13 protein-coding genes and 1 tRNA gene are annotated in these 19,206 nt (G+C 66.6%); 2 read left to right on the top strand and 12 right to left on the bottom strand.

From position 1 onward, the window contains the following. Window positions 1-8 precede the first annotated feature (8 nt). The 6 genes from AC5RVS_RS08165 to AC5RVS_RS08140 form a co-directional block, all read right to left on the bottom strand. Window positions 9-1,037: an ABC transporter permease gene (locus AC5RVS_RS08165; RefSeq protein ID WP_493989054.1), complete on the bottom strand. Its 1,029-nt coding sequence runs from the start codon at window positions 1,035-1,037 to the stop codon at window positions 9-11. After that, on the bottom strand, window positions 1,034-2,575 hold the full coding sequence (locus AC5RVS_RS08160; protein WP_493989053.1) for an ABC transporter permease: 1,542 nt from the start codon (window positions 2,573-2,575) through the stop codon (window positions 1,034-1,036). Before AC5RVS_RS08160 ends, AC5RVS_RS08165 begins: the two co-directional genes overlap by 4 nt. Window positions 2,576-2,785: 210 nt before the next feature. Then, entirely contained in the window at window positions 2,786-4,573 is a 1,788-nt protein-coding gene (locus AC5RVS_RS08155) for an ABC transporter family substrate-binding protein (protein WP_493989052.1), read from the bottom strand. 332 nt (window positions 4,574-4,905) lie between these two features. Beyond that, window positions 4,906-6,759: a selenocysteine-specific translation elongation factor gene (gene selB, locus AC5RVS_RS08150; RefSeq protein WP_494107754.1), complete on the bottom strand. Its 1,854-nt coding sequence runs from the start codon at window positions 6,757-6,759 to the stop codon at window positions 4,906-4,908. Window position 6,760: 1 nt separating this feature from the next. Further along, window positions 6,761-8,092, bottom strand: a complete 1,332-nt coding sequence (gene selA / locus AC5RVS_RS08145; protein WP_494107753.1) for an L-seryl-tRNA(Sec) selenium transferase — start codon at window positions 8,090-8,092, stop codon at window positions 6,761-6,763. Between the two features lie 37 nt (window positions 8,093-8,129). After that, window positions 8,130-8,224, bottom strand: a tRNA-Sec gene (locus AC5RVS_RS08140). Window positions 8,225-8,266: 42 nt separating this feature from the next. Between AC5RVS_RS08140 and selD the strand changes: the two genes are divergently transcribed. Next, on the top strand, window positions 8,267-9,280 hold the full coding sequence (gene selD, locus AC5RVS_RS08135) for a selenide, water dikinase SelD (protein ID WP_494107752.1): 1,014 nt from the start codon (window positions 8,267-8,269) through the stop codon (window positions 9,278-9,280). A gap of 13 nt (window positions 9,281-9,293) precedes the next feature. On the opposite strand, the gene nrfD is transcribed toward selD, so the two are convergent. From nrfD to AC5RVS_RS08115, 4 genes are all read right to left on the bottom strand, one after another. Further along, complete coding sequence (gene nrfD / locus AC5RVS_RS08130) at window positions 9,294-10,376, bottom strand: NrfD/PsrC family molybdoenzyme membrane anchor subunit (protein ID WP_494107751.1); 1,083 nt, start codon at window positions 10,374-10,376, stop codon at window positions 9,294-9,296. After that, window positions 10,373-11,371: a 4Fe-4S dicluster domain-containing protein gene (locus tag AC5RVS_RS08125; protein ID WP_494107750.1), complete on the bottom strand. Its 999-nt coding sequence runs from the start codon at window positions 11,369-11,371 to the stop codon at window positions 10,373-10,375. The genes nrfD and AC5RVS_RS08125 overlap by 4 nt, the downstream gene beginning before the upstream one ends. Further along, a complete protein-coding gene (fdh, locus tag AC5RVS_RS08120) occupies window positions 11,372-14,671 on the bottom strand; it encodes a formate dehydrogenase (protein WP_494107749.1) in 3,300 nt (1,099 codons plus the stop codon). Window positions 14,672-14,774: 103 nt separating this feature from the next. Beyond that, window positions 14,775-15,143 (bottom strand): iron chaperone, encoded by a 369-nt coding sequence (locus AC5RVS_RS08115; RefSeq protein WP_494107748.1) that lies wholly within the window; start codon window positions 15,141-15,143, stop codon window positions 14,775-14,777. A gap of 249 nt (window positions 15,144-15,392) precedes the next feature. On the opposite strand from AC5RVS_RS08115, the gene AC5RVS_RS08110 reads away from it, so the two are divergent. Next, on the top strand, window positions 15,393-16,835 hold the full coding sequence (locus AC5RVS_RS08110; protein WP_493989044.1) for an amino acid permease: 1,443 nt from the start codon (window positions 15,393-15,395) through the stop codon (window positions 16,833-16,835). Window positions 16,836-16,861: 26 nt separating this feature from the next. Here AC5RVS_RS08110 and AC5RVS_RS08105 read toward each other — a convergent pair whose 3' ends face one another. Together AC5RVS_RS08105 and AC5RVS_RS08100 are read right to left on the bottom strand one after the other, a co-directional pair. Continuing rightward, window positions 16,862-17,149, bottom strand: a complete 288-nt coding sequence (locus tag AC5RVS_RS08105; protein WP_494107747.1) for a hypothetical protein — start codon at window positions 17,147-17,149, stop codon at window positions 16,862-16,864. A gap of 365 nt (window positions 17,150-17,514) precedes the next feature. Next, window positions 17,515-19,203 (bottom strand): alpha-amylase family protein, encoded by a 1,689-nt coding sequence (locus tag AC5RVS_RS08100; protein ID WP_494107746.1) that lies wholly within the window; start codon window positions 19,201-19,203, stop codon window positions 17,515-17,517. Between the last annotated feature and the right edge of the window lie 3 nt (window positions 19,204-19,206).

The raw sequence follows: 19,206 nt of genomic DNA, 5'->3' as shown, positions 1-19,206 counted from the left end.
TGCGCATCCTAGACACCCGTCGTCGCGGTGGTTCCGGTCTCGGGGTGCGCGGAAACCGCCGCTGCCTTCGCCCGCTTGGCATTGAACTTCTTCTGCCGCGGGTCGAACGCGTCGCGCAGTCCGTCGCCGATGAAGTTGATGCACAGGCAGATGGCCACGATGAACATGCCCGGCCACCAGAACAGCCACGGACGGGTCTGGAACGCTTCCTGGTTTTGGCTGATCAGCGAGCCCAACGAGACGTCCGGCGCCTTCACGCCCATGCCGATGTAGGACAGGCTGGTCTCCAGCAGGATCGCCGCCGACATGCTCAGGGTCACGGAGACGATGATGACGCCCACAGCGTTCGGCAGGATGTGCTTGAAGATGATGCGTGCGCTGGACGCGCCGGCGATCCGCGCGGCATCGACGAATTCCCGCTCGCGCAGGGACAGGAACTCGGCGCGCACCAGGCGTGCCAGGCCGGTCCACACCACGGCGCCCACGAAGAGGCCCAGGAAGTATGGCTGCACGTTCGCCCCGACGGCTCGCCCGGCGACCTGGCCGAGCACGGCGGCGATGATGATCAGCGGGATCACGATGACAACGTCGGTCAGCCGCATCAGCACGGCTTCGACCCAGCCGCGGAAGTAGCCGGACAGCGCGCCGACCACCACGCCGATGACGCCGCCCACGAGGCCGATGATGAACATCACCGCCACGGAGATCTGCACGCCGCGCATGGTCTGGGCGAACGTGTCGCGTCCCAGGCGGTCCTGGCCGAACGGATGTTCGCCCAGGCTGAACGGGAACACCTGCAGGGTGGGCGCTCCCCCGTTCACCATGTCGTTGACCCCGTTGTGGGTGTACTTCCACCAGCCCGGCATGCCGAACATCCCGCTGGACGAATAGGCGACCAGCAGGATCAGGCCGAAGACCACCAGGCTGATGACGGCGGCCGTATTGCCAATGAAGCGCCTGCGGACGATCTGGCCCTGGCTGAGGCCGGCCTTATTCTCGTTGGTGGCTGCGACGGGTTTCGTTGCTGTGGTGCTCATGCCTTTACCCTCACTCGCGGATCAAGCGCGGAGTAGACAAGGTCCGCGACAAGGTTGAAGGCCAGTGCCAGGATGCCCGTGATGAGGAAGACACCCATCACCGGGTTCGGGTCGACCCTTTGCAGCGCCTGGATGAACAGCTGGCCCATGCCGGCGAACGCGAACACCTGCTCGGTAATCACTGCGCCGCCGATCAGCCCGCCGATATCGAAGGCGACGATCGTGGCGATCGGGATCAGTGCGTTTCGGAACGCGTGGCGCATGACCACGGTGCGCTCGCCCAGGCCCTTGGCCCGGGCGGTGCGGATGTAGTCCATGTTCATGATCTCCAGCATCGAGGACCGCGAGTAGCGGCTGTAGGACGCCAGCGAAATCAGCAGCAGCGCGATGGTGGGCAGCAGCAGGTGGGTGAACGTGTCGAGGCCGTGGACCCAGTAGTCGCCCTTGAGGTTCGGCGTTTCCGAGCCGATGGTGGCGATGGGCCGCTGGTTGACGCGCCCGTTGGTGAAGTAGGTAGGCCATGCCTGCATGTAGCGGTCGAGCGCGATGAGGCATCCGACGAGGAAGGAGGTTATCGCCGCGGCGTTCATGCTCTGGCGGCGGTCGTAACCGCCCATCAACCACCCGACCGCGAGTCCGACCAGGACGGTGGCAAGGGCCAGCAGGAATATCATCAGCCCGGTGGCCTGGGCCAGCAGCGGCTGGATCGGGAAGTAGATGATGACGCCGATGCCCACGGTGATCAGCGCCGAGTAGAGGGCCTTGCGGTTCTTCAGGCCCGCGGCCAGCAGGGTGATGCCGAAGGCGATGCCGACGCCGCTGATGGCAATAACCACCAGGCCGAGCCCGGGGGTCTTGAACCACTGGGTGACTGACAAACCCCAGAACACTGCGGCAGCCAGCAGGAAACCGATTCCGGCGGCGCCCAGTTTCCGTTTGTAGCTGCCGTTGGCGCAGACGAACCATACGACCGCGCTGATCAATCCGATGATGAGGATGGATTGCAGCGGTATGTCGGGGTTCTTCAGGAAGTTATTGAATCCGATGGCACCGAATTCTTTCAGCAGGACGGCTACCCAGAAAACGGGAAGTGAAAAGAATAGGAACGCCATGAAGGTGATGCCGTAATCCAGGGCGCTGTATTGCCGCAGTGCCGAAACAATGCCCAGGGAAACACCAATGATGATGGCGAGGACCGTTGCCGCGGTGACCAGCAAAATGGTCATGCCCATGGCCCGGCCCAGTTCGACGGTGACCGGCTGGCCGTTGACGGCGTAGCCCAGGTCGCACTGCGCCACGAACGGGACGACGCACTTGGCGGCGCCGGCCAGCCAGCCGAAGTACCGGATGGGCGCCGGCGTCCCCAGGTCAAGCAGCGCAATGCGCTGCTGCATGAGCTGTTCCTTGTTCGCGGCATTACTCTCCCGGAGGTCATGCAGGGGATCACCCGACAGCGCTGTCAGCTGATAGACCAGGAAGGAGGCACCTAAGAGAATGAGCACGGCGGTGAATAACCGCCGCACAATGTAGGTCACCATAGCGTTTTAACCTCGTTGGTATGTGTTTGCGGATCTTGTGGATCCGGCATTTTCACAGTGAGTGTAATGCAGGTTACACACGAGCGGAATTTGGGAAATCCCAATCACTTATGCGGGAAAAGTCGGTGGTAAATGCCGCAAGGCGCCGGGACCGTGGTGCTCAAGGTCCCGACGCCTTGCATGCTATCTGCCGAGGAACAGGCGGGGCGGTTACTTAACCTTCCACTCCCAGAAGTTCCACCAGACGCCGGTCTGGTTCGGCATGTACTTCACACCGTCGATCCGGTCGCTGTTGTAGGCATCGATGCCGACCGGCTGGAACAGCGGCAGGCCGTAGAACGAATCCCAGACGATCTTGTCGATCTGCTTGATGAGCTCGTCCTGCTTCGCCGGTTCCGTGGTGACGATCAGCTCGTCCATCAGGGCGTCGGCTTCCTTGCTCGAGAAACCGTTGTAGTTGGAGTCGGCACCGGAGCGGAAGATCTGCGGCACGCCGCTGACGCCCACGCCCGGAGAGATCCAGCCGAAGATGGTGGCATCGTAGGTGCCGCCGCCCAGGGCGGAGCCCCAGTCCGAGCCGCCCAGGCCGCCGTCGACGATCTTGAAGCCGGCCTTGGATGCGGATTCCTCGATCAGCGTGAAGGCGTCCACACGGTTGGGGTTGTCCTTGTTGTACATGATCCGAACCTCGGGGGTGGCGCCGGCCAGCAGCTCCTTGGCACCCTCGATGTCGGCTTCCTGGTAGTTCTCGGAGCCGTTGTTGGCGGCGGAGTCCTCGTAGGCGGCCTGCGCCGGCACGAAGAACTGCGAATCCAGCGGCTTGGCCTCCGGATCCAGCGGGGCCATCAGGCGGTCAACGATGGCCTTGCGCGGCACGGCCTTCATGAACGCTTCGCGGACGTTGGCTTCCTCGAAGACGCCCGAGAAGTTCAGGTCGATGTGGTCGTAGGAGAGCTGCTCGCCGCGGTTGACGGTCACGCCTTCCAGGCCTTCGAGCAGTTCCACGGTGTCCGCGGAGGCCTGCGGGGCGATAATGTCCACTTCGCCGTTCTTCAGCGCCTGGACCTGGTCCGGAGCGGCGCCGATGTAGCGGATGGTGATCTCCTCCACGTTCGGCATCGGACCGAATTCGTAGGCCTCGTTGCGGACCAGGGTCATGGACTGATCAGGAGTGATGCTGTCCACGATGAACGGGCCGGTGGAGAGGTAGAGGCTGGCATCCGAAGGAAGGGTCTTGCTGTCGAAACCGGTATTCCAGAAATCGGCGACGGCCTTCAATTCTTCGTTCTCGGCCGGCTTGTCCGGGTTACCCTTGGGGCTCTCGGTGATCAGGTCGACCAGCGCCTGCTCGTCCGCCAATCCGGCCTTCTCGGCCACCACGTGGGCCGGGCTGTCCAGGACCCCGTAGGAGATCTCCCAGTCGGCGAACGGCTTGGAGTACTTCAGCGTGATGGAGCGGCCGTCGTCGCTGATTTCGGGCTTGTCGGTCAGGCCCAGGCCGGAGGTGTCGCCGGCGTAGGAGAAGTAGGCGGTGCCCTTGTCGACTTCACCCTCGTCGTTGTAGGTGGCATCGTCGAAATGGCCGGAGTAGACGGCCCAGGCCAGCAGCAGGTCGCCGGCGTCGACCGGGTTGCCGTCCGACCAGGCGACGCCCTCGTTGACCGTGTACTTGATGGTCAGCGGGTCTTCGCTGACCTTCTCGTAGGTGCCGAATTCTTCGTTCTTGACCACGTTGAGTTCGTTGTCGATGTAGTTGAAGTCCGCGTGGGTCAGGTACGAGATCTTCGAGTTGATATCGACGTTGCCGACGGCCGTGTCCGAGTTGAAGGAGCTGAAGGCGTTCACTTCAGCGACGCTGATGGAACCACCGGCTCCAGCCGCGGTGGAATCGCCTGTGCCTTCGGGGGAATTTCCGCCACCCGAATTCGCGCAGGCGCTCAGGGCCAGGGCTGCTACAGCCGCGACCCCGATAGCTTTGGAAGTACGTCCGAAACGCATTCCGCCTCCTTGTTTCTGTCTTTGGAAGGCCCCCTGCAGTGCTGCAGGGGACGGACATAGACCGCGTCGCCTGAAGTTCAACGAGCTTCCCGCCGAACGTGGCATGTCTCACACGCAATAGAGCGTAAACCGGAACCCCCCGGGTTGGGTATAAAAACTTCGCTTCATATCCGGTTGTTACCGAGATGCAACCTTAAAGCCACGGGCCGCCACCGGGCGAAAACTCCGGCCCGACCCGGACGCAAACCGCCGGATGCCCGGAATCACGGCGTTCTAGGCCTGTTGGAGGGGTAAGGCGCCGTGTGAGAACGGTTGCCTGAGACAAGCTTCAGTTATCGGTCGCTAACTGATTTGTGTCCGCCGTCGTCCCCGTGGCTGCCTCCGCCTGTTGCCTGGGCTCGCTGCACGAGGGTCCGTTGGCCGGAGTCGAGCCGACGGGTCCAGCCCCGTGCGTCGAGGTGTTCGAGCAGCGGGATGGCCACACGCCTGGTCGTGCCCAGGGCCCGGCGCGCCTCACTGGCCGTGAAGGGCTGGGGCAGGCGGGCCAATTCCCGCATCGCCAGGGCGGGTGCGTGCGGAAGCAACACAACCCCGCCGGCAAACCGGAGCAGGCGCCCGCTGCGCTCGGCGGCGGCCAGTTCACGGTTCCCGAGACCGAGAGCCCTCAGATCGTGGGCTTCCGGGGCGGCGAACGGTTCGGACCTGAGGCGGTGCTCCAGCGTGCTGACCCCGGCTTCCGCGGCACCGAGATCGCCGGGCCGGCCCCGCAGGCGGATGTAGCCGCCGATCTGTTCCAGCCCCGCCTCCCGGACGGCCGCGTCGAGGACCGCGCCCCCTGCCGGTCCGAGCAGGTCGAGGGCCGCTCCGCGGGACAGGCCGGCCGCCAGCGGGTCCCGCTCCCCCAGCTCCAGCGCAGCGGCCCGAAGCCGCCGCTGCCAGGCGTCGAAGACGGGGGCATGCACCCACCACTCATCAAACGCCCGCACGTCGTCGGGGACCCTGCCGGGCGCCGAAACACCCATCCGGTGCAAGTCTTCAACCCGGACAGCCCCCCGGCGGACCACCTCGATGAGCGCGTCGCCCTCGGGAGGCATGGCCGCGAGACTCTCGGCGCGCCTGGCACTGTCCCCCCGGCGGTCGAGCGAGGGCGGGTCGACGTCGAGGACTTGGACTCCCGCCAGCACCGACCGGCTGCCTTCGGCCCGAAGCACCAGGCGATCCCCGATCACCAGCGGGAGCTGCCGCTCGAGGGTGAGTCGAGCGTGCTCCTCGTTGAACGGACGCATCCGGCACGGCACGGCCGCAGTGCCGATGTGGGCGAGCAGGCGCCGCGGCCCGTCGAGGAAGGCCGCACCCATCGTGCGGCGGACGTCGATGCTGTCCACGAGGGGCCAGCTGTCCTCGGACAAGAGGACGTCACCGCGACGGATGTCGCCGACGGCCAGGCCGCGCACATTGACGCCGACCCGGTTGCTAGGACCGATGGAAGGAAAGGCTTCGTTGCGGCTGTGCAGGCCCCGCACCGACACCGGCCGGACGCTGCCGTGGCCCAGGAGCTGCAAGCGGTCGCCGACGGCCAGCGATCCGGCTGTCAGCGTTCCGGTCACCACGGTTCCCGCACCGCTGACGGTGAAGGAACGGTCGATCCACAAGCGCACCCGGCCCGAGGGGTCCGGAGCGGGAACTGACGACAGCGTCGTATCCAGTACCTTGCGCAGCTCGTCGAGGCCGGTTCCGGTAACCGCGGACACGGTGACTGCCGGCGCGTCATGCAGCCCGGTGCCGGCCAGCTCCGCCCGCACCCGCGCGAGGACCTCGCCGGCCCGGCCGGGGGCACGGTCGCTGCGGGTCAGCACCACCAGCCCGTGGTTGATGCCCAACGCCGCGACGGCGTCGCGATGGTCGCTGGATTGGGCCTGCCAGCCTTCGTCCACGGCGACGACGAAACACACCGCGGGGACGGGACCGAGTCCAGCCAGCATGTTTGAAAGGAACCGCTCGTGTCCGGGCACGTCCACGAATGCTACGTCCCTGCCCGACGGAAGCACGGTCCAGGCAAAACCCAGGTCGATGGTCAAGCCGCGGCGGCGTTCTTCGGCCCAACGGTCGGGCTCCATTCCGGTGAGGGCGCGCACGAGGGTGCTCTTCCCGTGGTCGACGTGTCCTGCGGTGGCCACCACGAACATGTCAGGAGCCTGTGGTTCTCTGCTGGTTTTCGACGTGTACAAGAGCCGAACGCACGGCGTCAGCCAGCCGTTCGTCGTCGGCCTCGGGCACGCACCGAAGATCGACCAGGCAGGCACCGCGGTGAACCCGCGGCAACACAACGGGGTCGCCCGACCGCAGCCATCCGGCGGCCGGTTCGGGCAGCTCGACGGCCCATCCGGGCAGCGGCACCCCGGGCGCTCCCCCGCCACCGACCCTTCCGTCGTGCTCGACCACACGACCGCCGGCGCTGGCCGCCAAGCGCTCCGTGCGCTGCCTCAACCGGGCGGGATCGGCATGCAGGGCGGCTGCCACCGGCGTCTGTTCTCCGGTGATCGTCGCTTCCACCGCCGCCAGCGTCAGTTTGTCTGCCCGCATCGCCCGCGCGAGCGGATGGCGGGCCAGGCGGGTGATGACGGCGGCTCGGCCCAAGAGCAGTCCTGCCTGGGGGCCGCCCAAAAGTTTGTCACCGCTGGCGATGACGACGTCGGCACCGGCAGCCAGCGCACCGGAAATGTCCGGTTCCTGGGGCAGCACCGGGTCTGGCTGGAGCAGGCCGCTGCCCAGATCTACTACCAACGGGACCTGGTGTTCTTCGGCCAGGGACCGGAGCTGGCCGATGCCGACGTCCGCGGTAAACCCGCTGACCCGGAAATTGCTCGGGTGCACCTTGAGCAGGCAGCCGGTCTGCGCACTGATCGCCGAGGCGTAGTCCTCCAGGTGCGTCCGATTGGTGGTGCCCACTTCGCGCAGGCGGGCACCGGTCGACTCGATCAGCTCGGGAAGCCTGAAACCGGCCCCGATCTCGACGAGCTCGCCGCGGCTGATGACCACTTCCCGGGACCCGGCAAGGGCGGTGGTGGCCAGCACCAGGGCCGCGGCACCGTTGTTTACCACCAGCGCTTCCTCGGCCGCCGGACAGGCGTCCAGCAAAGCCTTCCGCGCGCCCGCCCCGCGCCGGGAACGCCCACCGGTGGGTAAATCCAGCTCGACGTCGACATAACCGGCCGCCGACAGCAACGCCTGGCGTGCGGACCCGGAGAGCGGAGCGCGTCCCAGATTCGTATGGACGATGACGCCGGTGGCGTTAAGCACCGGCGTCAGCGAGGTGGCCGCCCGGGCTGCCACGGCGGACAGAACCGTCGCCTCGACGTTTTCGGGAGCAAGGTCGCCACGACGCGCCTGTTCCTGCACGTCCCGAACGGTGGAGCGGATGACATCGTCGCCGAGGCGGACGCGGGCGTTGCGAAGCTCCGGGTGGGCGAGCAGCTGGTCGGTGCGCGGAATGCGTCGGCGCGGGTCGTTCTGGCCCACGGCCCTCCTTCCCCGGGTCACCTTCAGCTGCAGCAGCTGGCGGAAGCGGACGGGAATCGAACCCGCCAGGCCGAGGTACTCGGCCTCACCGGTTTTGAAGACCGGGGGGCCCACCAGGACCCGGACGCCTCCACGAGCATGGTAACACCGGCCCGCCGCTCCTATGCTGTGATCATGAACGGGATCACCGGCGTAGCTGAAGAATCCGCCGCAGCAGTCCGGCTCACCGGCTACGCGCACGGCGGAGGGTGTGCATGCAAGATCCCGCCCGGTGAGCTCGAGGACGTTGTTCGCGGCCTGACCGGCCAAGCCAACCCCGACGTCCTGGTGGGCCTCGACGACGGCGACGACGCATCAGCCGTGCGGGTCGGCGGGGACCTCGCGGTGCTCTCGACGGCGGACTTCTTCCCTCCCGTGGTCGACGACGCGTATGACTGGGGCCGGATCGCGGCGGCGAACGCCCTCTCGGACATCTATGCCATGGGCGGGCGTCCGGTCAGCGCGATCAACCTGGTCGGCTGGCCCCGCGACGTCCTGCCGCTGGAACTGCTGACCGAGGTGCTGCGGGGTGGGCTGGAAGTGGCTTCCGAGGCGGGCTGTCCGGTGACGGGCGGTCACTCGGTGGACGACCCGGAACCGAAGTACGGGATGGCGGTGACCGGCATCGCCGATCCCGGCAAGCTGATGCGCAATGACGCGGCCCGGCCCGGGCTGCCCATTACGTTGACCAAGCCGATCGGCCTCGGTCTGCTCAACAACCGGCACAAGAGGACCGGTGAGGTTTTCGACGAGGCCATCGCCGTGATGACGCAGCTGAATCGGGAGGCCGCGGACGCGGCGGTGCGCGGCGGCGTCCGCGCGGCGACGGACGTCACCGGGTTCGGCCTCCTCGGCCACCTCTACAAGATGTGCCGCGCGTCCGGCGTGGGTGCAGTCATCGATCGGAAGGCCGTGCCCCTCATCGCCGGCGCACGGGAGGCGCTGCGGGATGGCTACATCTCCGGCGGCACCCGGCGCAACCTTGAATGGGTTCGCCCGCACCTGCGGCCGGGTGCCGGCGTCACCGAGGACGATCTTTTGGTGCTGGCCGACGCGCAGACTTCCGGCGGATTGCTCGTCGTCGGGGAACTGCCCGGGCACCCCGTCGTGGGGCAGACCGTCGCGCGGTCCGGGATCGAGGTGCGCTAACCAGCCGGCCGGCTTATCCGGCGGTCGTGATCGAATCGTGGACGGTGCCCGCGCGGCGCCGGGCCGCGAGCCGCTTTCTCTGCGGTTCGATCGTGTAGCGGGGGTCCTCGGTCGAGCGGATGCCGGCGCGCAGGATTCCGAACCGCGTCAGCGCCGAGGCGGTCAGCAGCGCCGTGCCGCAGGCCGCCGCCGTCAGCCGGTGTCGGCCACCGGCGAGCACCCCGACACCGGCGGTGACGGCCAGCAGCTGGCTCCACTTGAGCATTTGCCCGGGAGCACCCTCGTGGAGGGGTTCGGCTTCCACCGGGTCCATGCCGTTCTCCAGGGCCCGGGTGGCGATCACATCACCGGCCACGCCGAGGACCGCGAGCGCCCGGGCCGGCCCGGCTTCGTCGACGGGGGTTGTGATCATGGCAAGACCGGCCGCGGCCAGGCTCGCGGAACTGACGAAGACGAAAGGCAGGTTGTCACGCCCCGCATTCCAGGTCGGGTTCGCGGTGTCCGACAAGAGAACAGCGGTGTATGCGGAGAGCGGTGCCGCGAACACCGCGGCCTCTACGCCCGCCGGCCCCTCGAGCGCGCGCAGCACCGGGCGCAGCGGCCCCAGCGGAAGCCGGGAGCCGGTCAGGCGGTCGATTTCGGAAGCGGCCGAAATCCCGGCACCAGCGCTGAACGCGGCAAGGATCCAGGAGCCCAGGCTCATGGGCGAGGTGGGCTTGATGGTGCGCAGCATGTTCAGGAACCGCTCGGGCCGGCCCAGGTCTTCGACCAGCGCAACGGCACCGAGCCCGACTGCCGTGAGGGCGGCCAGGCGGCTGTTGCGGCACAGCGCACGCCTGCCCGTCAGCTGCCCGCCGAGTCCGAGCAGCGCCGAGCCGCCGGCCACGCCGCCCAGGAAGAGGTAGAGGGCTATCGGGTCTCCCCAAGGCGGCGGCTTGACCACGGGCCTGCCGTAGTAGGAGGCGAACTCTGCCTCCGGAACCACGGGCATCTCGCCCGAGCCGTCTCCGGTTCCGGCGCGGCGCCGCTTGCTGCCGCGCCGGTTCCGGCGCGGCGGTTCGGGCGGGCGGTAGCTGTCGAAGTCGGAGACGGTCACCCGCGGCCTCCCGTCAGGAAGGCGGCGGCGGCCGCCGCCAGCATGCCGGCCGCGGCGATGCCCGCCCGCTTGAACATGCGCGGCAGGTCCGCCGTCGGCACCCGCGGGTCCGGCGGCAGTCCGTACACCTCCGGTTCGTCAAGCAACAGGAACACCGAACCGGTGCCGCCGACGCCGTCGGAATCGTTGGCCCCGTAGAGGCGTGCCTCGGTCAGCCCCTGCGAGTGCAGCTCGGCAACACGTTGCTTCGCGGTGGCCACCAATTCCTCGCGCTCGCCGTACTTGATCGACGTCGTCGGGCAGGCCTGGGCGCAGGCGGGCGTCTGGCCGTCGGTGAGCCGGTCATAGCACAGCGTACATTTCTGGGCGACGCCGACGTTGCGGGTCGGGGCCTGTTGGCCCGGGGTGAAGTCACGCTCTGTCTTCGGGCCTGCGGTGCCGTCGCTGCGCCGTTCGATCACGCCGAACGGGCACCCCGCCACGCAGGTGCCGCAGCCGTTGCAGACGTCGTCCTGCACCACCACCGTGCCGTGCTCTGTGCGGAACAGCGCGCCGGTGGGGCACACATCCAGGCACCCGGCGTTGGTGCAGTGCTTGCACACATCCGAGGACATCAGCCAGCGAAAGTCGGGCGTATCGGGGGGCGTCGTATCCACACCCGAAGGATTCGCTGCTGCATGCGGGCTTCCCGGCGGTCCGATACCGGGCATGCCGAGGCTGACGAGGGCGCGCCCGGAGTCGCGTGCCTGTTCGATCCGGCCGCGGTCCTGCTCGACGAAGGCGACATGGCGCCACGTGTCGGCTCCCAGCGTGCCGGTGTTGTCGTAGGAGGATTGCAGCAGCTCGTATTGTGGGTCGGCGGGATTGCGGTTCCATTCCTTGCAGGCCACCTCGCAGGCCTTGCAGCCGATGCAGATCGAGGTGTCCGTGAAGAAGCCCTTTCGCGGGTGTCCGCTGTGCGGAACCTGGCCGGGCGCTTCGGTCAGCCGTTTCATTTAGCCTTCCCTCGTCGTGTCGTCACCCGAGACATGGTCGGGGTCGGTGATCTTGTCATTGCCGGTCCCGGGCGTCACCCGAGCGCGGGCCTGGTAGTCGGCGACCAGGGAAAGCAACTCCGGACCCTGTGGCCGCCGGCCCGGGAAGATGTCGCAGGATCCGACCTTGGATTCCTGGATCTGCACATTAGGGTCGAGTGTCACGCCCAGCAGATCGTTGGCTGCGTCCCCGCTGATGACTGCCTCCTGTCCGACGCCCCAGTGGTAGGGCACCCCGATCTGGTGCACGGTGCGCCCGCCCACGACCAGCGGCTTCATCCGTTCGGTCACGAGGACCTTGGCCTCGATGGCTGCCCGTGGTGAGACGATCGTCGCCCAACCGTAGGGTTCCAGTCCCCGTTCGGCCGCCAATTCCGGCGACACTTCGCAGAACATCTCCGGCTGGAGCTCAGCGAGGTACGGCAGCCACCGGCTCATCCCGCCGGCCGTGTGGTGCTCCGTCAACCGATACGTGGTGAACACGTACGGGTAGATATCCGAACCCCGCACGTTGGCGCTCGGCGCACTGAGATTGTCTGCGCGGGGGAAGGTGATCCGGGCAGGGTTCTGCTGCTGCCGGTAGAGCGGGTTGGCAACCGGAGACTCCTGCGGCTCGTAGTGGGTCGGCAGAGGCCCGTCCACCATGCCCTTCGGCGCGAACAGCCACCCCTTGCCGTCGGCTTGCATGATGAAGGGGTCGTCTCCCGCCAGCCCGGCTGCACCGCCCGCCGTTGGATCCGGCCTGCTTCCGGGGGCGCGGTCCAGCGGGAAATCGGGGACGTCCTCCCCGGTCCACCGGTTCTGGTCCCGGTCCCACCAGATGTACTTCTTGCGTTCGCTCCAGGGCTTGCCGTCGGGGTCCGCCGATGCGCGGTTGTAGAGAATCCGCCGGTTCGCCGGCCATGCCCATCCCCACTCGGAGGCGACCGGCCCTTGCTCCTGCCCGGGCTTGCGGTCGGCCGCGTGGTTGATGCCGTCGGCGTACACACCCGTATAGATCCAGCATCCCCCCGCGGTCGAGCCATCGGGTCTCATCTCCGTGTACGACGAGAGGGGCTGGCCGGCCCGGGGTCCGGTGAGATGCCGGCCGTTGATTTCGGCGAGCACCGCTTCAGCTTCGGGGTCCCCGTGTTCGTCGGTGGGATAGTCCCACGTCAAGTCCAGCAGCGGCCGGTCCCGTTCATCGGTCGAATCCGCCAGCTTTGTCCGGATGCGCTTGCCCAGCTCGTAGAAGAAGTGCAGTTCGCTCTGGCAGTCTCCCGGCGGCTGGATCGCCTGGTGCCGCCATTGCAGCAGCCGCTGGGTCTGCGTGAAGGTTCCGGCCTTTTCCACATGGGTCGCCGCCGGCAGAAAGAAGACTTCGGTGCCGATGTCTTCGGTCCGCAGCTCGCCCGTGGCGATCTCGGGACCGTCCTTCCACCACGTCGCCGATTCAATGAGGTTCAGGTCGCGAACCACCAGCCATTTCAGATGGGACATGCCAAGACGTTGCATGCGGCCGTTGGCGGATCCGATTGCGGGGTTCTGGCCGAAGAGGAAGTAGCCCTCGACTTTGTCGTCGAGCATGCCCATGACGGTCTGGTAGGTCCCGTGCGGGCCGTTGATGCGCGGAAGGTAGCCGTAGCCCCAGTCCGAGTCCTCGTGGGCCGCGTCGCCCCACCAGGCCTTGAGCAGGCTGATGGTGTAGGCATCGGCGTCGGCCCAATAGCCCTTTTGGTCCGGCGACGCGATGGCGCCGAGATAGTCCTGCATAGTCTCCAGCTCGGCCATCGGCATGGGGAGGTAGCCGGGCAACAGGTTGAACAGGGTGGGGATGTCGGTGGAGCCTTGGATGCTGGCATGGCCGCGCAGCGCCATGATTCCCCCGCCCGGCCGCCCCATGTTGCCCAGCAGGAGCTGCAGGATCGCCGCGGTCCGGATGTACTGCGCGCCCACGGTGTGCTGGGTCCAGCCGACGGAATACGCAAAGCACGTGGTCCGGTCGCGGCCGGAGTTCTCCGTCACGGCCCGCGCCAGGTAGTCAAAATCCTCCAGGGAGATGCCGCAGGCATCCCGGACCATCTCCGGGGTGTAGCGCGCATAGTGCCGTTTCAGGATCTGGAACACCGACCGCGGGTGCTCAAGCGTGGGGTCCTGCTCGAAATCAGGGTGGGCCAGGGTCGGCCCTCCGCTGCCGTACTGGTGCCCTGCTGCCCGTTCCGCGGTGTCGGCGCCGTGTTCGTAGCCGCCGGATTCTCCTGCTTCCGACTTCCGTTCGTAGGCCCAGGACGCGAGGTCGTACTGGCCCGTTTCCGGATCGAATCCGGAGAACAGCCCGTCCAGGTCCTCGGTGTCACGGAAGTCTTTGTTCACCAGGGTGGCCGCATTGGTATAGGCACGAACGTAGTCTTCGAACCACAAATCGTTGCTGATCACGTAATTGATCAGGGCGCCCAGAAGCACGATGTCCGAGCCGGCCCGGATGGGCACGTGCCTGTCTGCCACCGCGCTCGTGCGGGTAAACCGCGGATCCACGTGGATGACCTTCGCACCGCGGGCCTTGGCTTCCGTCACCCACTGGTAGCCCACGGGATGGCATTCGGCCATGTTGGAGCCCTGGATGACAATGCAGTCGGCGTTGGCCATGTCCTGCAGCGATTGCGTCGCGCCGCCGCGTCCAAACGAGGTTCCCAAACTGGGAACCGTTGCGGAGTGTCAAATGCGTGCTTGGTTCTCGAGCTGGATGGCGCCCGCTGCGGTGAAGAGCTTCTTGATCAGATAGTTCTCTTCGTTGTCCAGGGTGGCCCCGCCCAGCCCGGCGATCCCCATGGTCCGGCGCAGCGGCCGGCCGTGCTCATCGTTCTGCTGCCAGGTGTTCCGGCGTGCTTCGAGGAATCTGTCGGCCACCATGTCGATGGCAGTGTCCAGGTCCAGGTGCTGCCAGTCCTTGGCATGTGGAGCCCGATAGAGCACCTTGGTCTGCCGGCCGGGCGCGTTGACCAACTGCTCGCTGGCGGATCCCTTGGGGCAGAGCCGGCCCCGGGAGATCGGCGAATCCGGGTCGCCCTCGATCTGGACGACCTTTTCGTCCTTGACGAACACACGCTGGCCGCACCCCACCGCGCAGTAGGGACACACGCTTTGCACCACGCGGTCGGCGGTGGACGTCCGGGGAGCGATTTCACGGGTCCGCCGCGATGTCACGGCCTCGCCCCGCCCGAGTGAATCACTCGTGCGGAACTGCCGGACAACCGGCCACTCCAGGAAGCTGAACCGCGACATGGGCCCACCCTAGCCCATCGAATTCACGGACAACAGGGGAAAACGACGCCGGAGGATGGCGGGCACCCGATGAGGCGGTGGAGGACGGCGGTCACCCCCGTCCCTACATCCACAGGACACCGTCTTCCCGGAACTCCCGGATGCGGTGGGCAATCATCCTCCCCAGCAGCTCCGCGGGAACAGGCTGCGTGTAGGGCAGCTGTACCGACCCCTTGCCGGTCCGGTAGTCGGCCAAATCGTCGGCGAACGCCGCGCGGGTGCTGGGAGTGAAAACGATGTTCGCGTGCTGGCTGTACCCGGCGAAAACAAACATGATGGTGCCGTCGAGAGAGTACGCCGGCGAACCCCACTTTAGGGACTCTACGGCTTCCGGAACCTGCCCGCGGCCTAGCGCCCGCAACTCTTCCAGCAGCGTGCGGGCGTCTTCAGGGAACGCCGCAAGATACTCATCCACGGTCTTCGGCTTGTCCATGTCTTGAAGCTACCTCGCCACAGACCAATCCGGGGCATCCAGCGGCGAGCTCCGCCGACATCGCCTGAGAGCCGGGGACGGGTTGCGGACGCCACCGGTGTGTGCCGGATTTTGCGCGTCGGGACCGGCTGGATATTCCCTGCGGGCAGCGCGCGGTCCATACTCGGACACGTACGGGGCATCGGCAGGGCGGAGCCGCCCCCTGGCGCAGGCTCCGGTCGCAGGTGCAGGCGAAGATCGGAGTCTGGCATGGCTACTTGGAGCAGTTCCCAATCCGTCCTCCGGCGCAAGCCGATCACGGAGCTGGAGGAGGAGAGCGGGGAAAGCCATCTGTCCAAAAGCCTGGGCGTGTGGCAGCTGACCGCAATCGGAGTTGGCGGGATCATCGGCATCGGCATCTTCACGTTGGCCGGGCTGGTGGCCAACGGCGGCGCCGACGCGGCTCCAGTCGGCCCGGCGGTGCTCATTTCCTTCCTCATTGCGGGCCTGGCCAGCGCGGCGGCAGCCCTGTCGTATGCGGAATTCGCGGGCATGATCCCGTTTGCCGGCTCGGCCTACACCTATGGGTATGTGGCCCTGGGGGAGGTCATCGGCTGGTTTATCGGCTGGGACCTGTTGCTGGAATATACGGCCATCGTCGCCGTCGTCGCCATCGGCATCTCGGGCTATTTCAGCGCCTTTATGGAGGGCATCGGCGTCCAGGTCCCGGCGTGGATGGAGGGCACCGCCGACACGGTCGAGGGCGGCGTGGTCAACCTGCCGGCCATTGTGGTCTGCCTGCTGATCACTTGGATCCTCAGCCGCGGGACCCGCACCTTCGGCCGGTTCGAACTGATAGCGGTGGGGCTGAAGATCCTGTTGATCATCTTCATCATCGGGCTGGGCTTCTTCTTCGTGAACCCGGGCAACTACAATCCGTTCATGCCCTCCGGATTCGGTCCGGTGCTGGCCGGAGCCGCCACGGTATTCTTCGCGGTCTTCGGCTATGACGCGATGAGCACGGCGGCGGAGGAATCCGTAGACGGCAAGAAGCACATGCCGAAGGCGATCCTGCTGTCGCTGGCGATCGCGATGACGCTCTATGTGCTGGCCACGCTGGTGCTGACCGGCATGCAGAACTACACGGACATCAGCCCCACCGCGGGGTTCGCGTCCGCCTTCGAGTCGGTCGGGCTGCCGGTCGTGGCCACGATCATTGCCGCCTTCGCCGTTGTTTCGATCCTGACCGTGATGCTTACCTTCCTGCTGGGCGTGACCCGGGTGTGGTTCTCGATGAGCCGCGACGGGCTGCTGCCGGGCTGGTTCGCGGCGACGGACCGGCACGGCACTCCGCAGCGGGTGACGTGGATCGCCGGCATCGCGTCAGCTTTGCTGGCCGGGGTGTTCCCCATCCGTGCCGTGGCCGACCTGACCAACATCGGAATTTTGGCCGCCTTCGTGGTGGTCTGCGTCGCCGTGATCGTGCTGCGGCGCACCCGGCCGGAAGTGCCGCGGACCTTCCGGCTGCCGTGGATGCCGGTGGTCCCCGCCTTCGGTGTCTTGGCCTCGGGGTTCCTGATGCTGCAGCTGGACTGGGAAACCTGGGTGCGCTTCCTGATCTGGCTGATCATCGGCCTGGTCATCTACCTGCTGTACAGCCGCAAGCACTCACTCATGAACCCGAACAGCCCGCGCCACCGGGCCGTACCCTGATCACCCGACCGCCTGGATGCATGCGCTTAGCCGTTGAGTTCGGCGGCGGCGACTTCGTACTCTTCGACTTCGAGGATCTCCAACGCCAGGGAGTTGCTTGCCTCAGAGCGGAGACTCTTCGCCTTTTCCTTACTTGCAGCCAGGTTTTCTTCCGTGTCGTACAGCGCGATGGATAAGGATTTGCCGTTCCCCTTCCCGTTCATGAAATAGAAGCCCCGGCAACCCGGGAGTTCCAGCACCCGTTTGACGAGCTCCTCCGGGGGCCCGCTGGAAGTGTCCTGGCTGCCTCGGTAAGTGCTGACTCGAGCGAACATGCTACCTCCAATGGTGAATAGCTGGAGCCTCGCCTGCCGCTGCTTATTACCGGCGCAATTTCGAGGGTAAACACAACCTCCGGCAAGCCATACCGCTGGTTCGGGCTCCTCCCACCAGTAGGCACCCCTCAGCGCCTGCGGACAATACCGGGACTCGACAATAATGCCTGCCCTTCGTCAGCGGTAGGTCTACTTGCAGTCGCAGGATGGTCAGGGGGCGCAGCACAACGGATGGTGTTTGAACCCTGAAGCAGTGGGTCGCCGACGCCTTCCCGCGCCGTCGTCCTTGGCTGCCTCCAGCCGCCGGGACGCCGTAACCGTGCCGTGCCCGGTCAGGACGTCGCGCCGTCGTCCTTCACGCCGGCCTACGGAAGCCGCCGGTCCTCGGGATGCTGCAGGCGCAGCCACTTGTAGCCGAACCCCTCGAGGGGCAGGGTACAGGTCCCGTCCTCGGCGATTTTCACGTCCGCGTCGTCCAGCAGGTCCAGCAGCAGTACGGCTTGGAGCATCTCCGCAGGCCAGTCCTCCGTGGCCAGGTCCAGCGCGACGGTGACTGGATCGGGCGAGAGGTTATGCAGCAAGACCATGCTGGACTCCTCCCAGGTGCAGCGATGGGCCAGCACGGACTTCTCCGGCTGGTTGAGGATCTCGAAGTGCCCCCAGCCCAGTTCCGGGCACTCGCGGTATCGCTTGATTAGCGTAGCCATGAAGTTCCACAGCGAATCCGGATCCCGTTTGGCCTGGGCGGCGTTGACGAACTGCGGGCCGAAGCCCCCGTCCACCATCGGCGAGATCAGCTGTCCGGGCTCCGCGGCGGAGAAGCCCGCGTTCGGACCGTTCGTCCACTGCATGGGGGTGCGGACGGCCAGGCGGCCTTCCGCGTCCAGGTTCTCCCCCATACCGATCTCCTCGCCGTAGTACAGCACCGGGGTTCCGGGCAGGGAAAACAGGAGCGAATACACCATCCTGATCCGGCGCGGGTCCCCGCCCATCATCGGAGGCAGTCGGCGCTTGAGTCCGCGGCCGTAAAGCTGCATTTGTTCCTCGGGCCCGAAGGCAGCGAAGACCTCCTGGCGCTCCTCCTCGGTGAGCTTGTCCAGCGTCAGCTCGTCGTGGTTGCGCACGAAGGTAGCCCACTGGTTGTCCGGGTTAATGGCCGGCCTGCCCTGCAGGGCCTTCGCCAGCGGCCCCGCGTCCTGCCGGGCTAGGGAGAGGTACATGTTCTGCATGCCGATGAAGTCGAACATCACGTTCAGTTCGTCGCCGTCGCTGCCGCCGAAGAAGGTCAGCTGGTCCTCGTAGGGCAGGTTGACCTCGCCCAGCAGGATTCCGCCGCCGCGGCGGCGGCTCAGGAAACGGCGAAGGTCCCGCAGGAACTCGTGCGGATCCGGCAGCCCGGACCCGTCCTGCCCCGTGGTTTCAAGGAAGAAGGGCACCGCGTCCACCCGAAAACCGTCAAGCCCCAGCTCCAGCCAGAAGCCCATCGCCTTGGCGATATGGTTCCTGACCTCGGGATTGGTCACGTTCAGGTCCGGCTGATGCTTGTAGAAGCGGTGCAGGTACCACTCCCCCGTGGGCTTGTCCTTGGTCCAGATGGACTGCTCCTGGTCCGGGAACACAACCTCCTGGGAGGTGTCCGGCGGCGGGTCGGACCGCCACACGTAGTAGTCCCGGTAAGGACTGTCTGTGGACTGGCGCGCGGACTGGAACCATGGATGCTGGTCGGAGGTGTGGTTGACCACCAGGTCCGCGATGACCCGCATGCCGCGGTCCCGGGCCGTGCGGAGGAACTCCACCAGGTCCCCATGGTCCCCCAGCCGCCGGTCCACGCCGTAGAAGTCCATGACGTCGTAGCCGTCGTCACGCTCGGGCGTCGGATAAAAGGGCATCAGCCAGATGCAGGTGACGCCCAGTTCGGCCAGGTAGTCCACGCGCTGGGCCAGGCCGGCGAAGTCCCCCACGCCGTCGCCGTCGGAATCGAAGTACGTCTCCACGTCCAGGCAGTAGACAACGGCTGTCTTCCACCACAGGTCGGAAGTGTCGGTAATCCTCACGGG

The sequence above is a fragment of the Arthrobacter sp. Y3221048 genome, from assembly GCF_059092685.1.
Note: the sequence above shows the minus strand (reverse complement) of the source record. Positions and strands in the feature narration are given on the sequence as shown.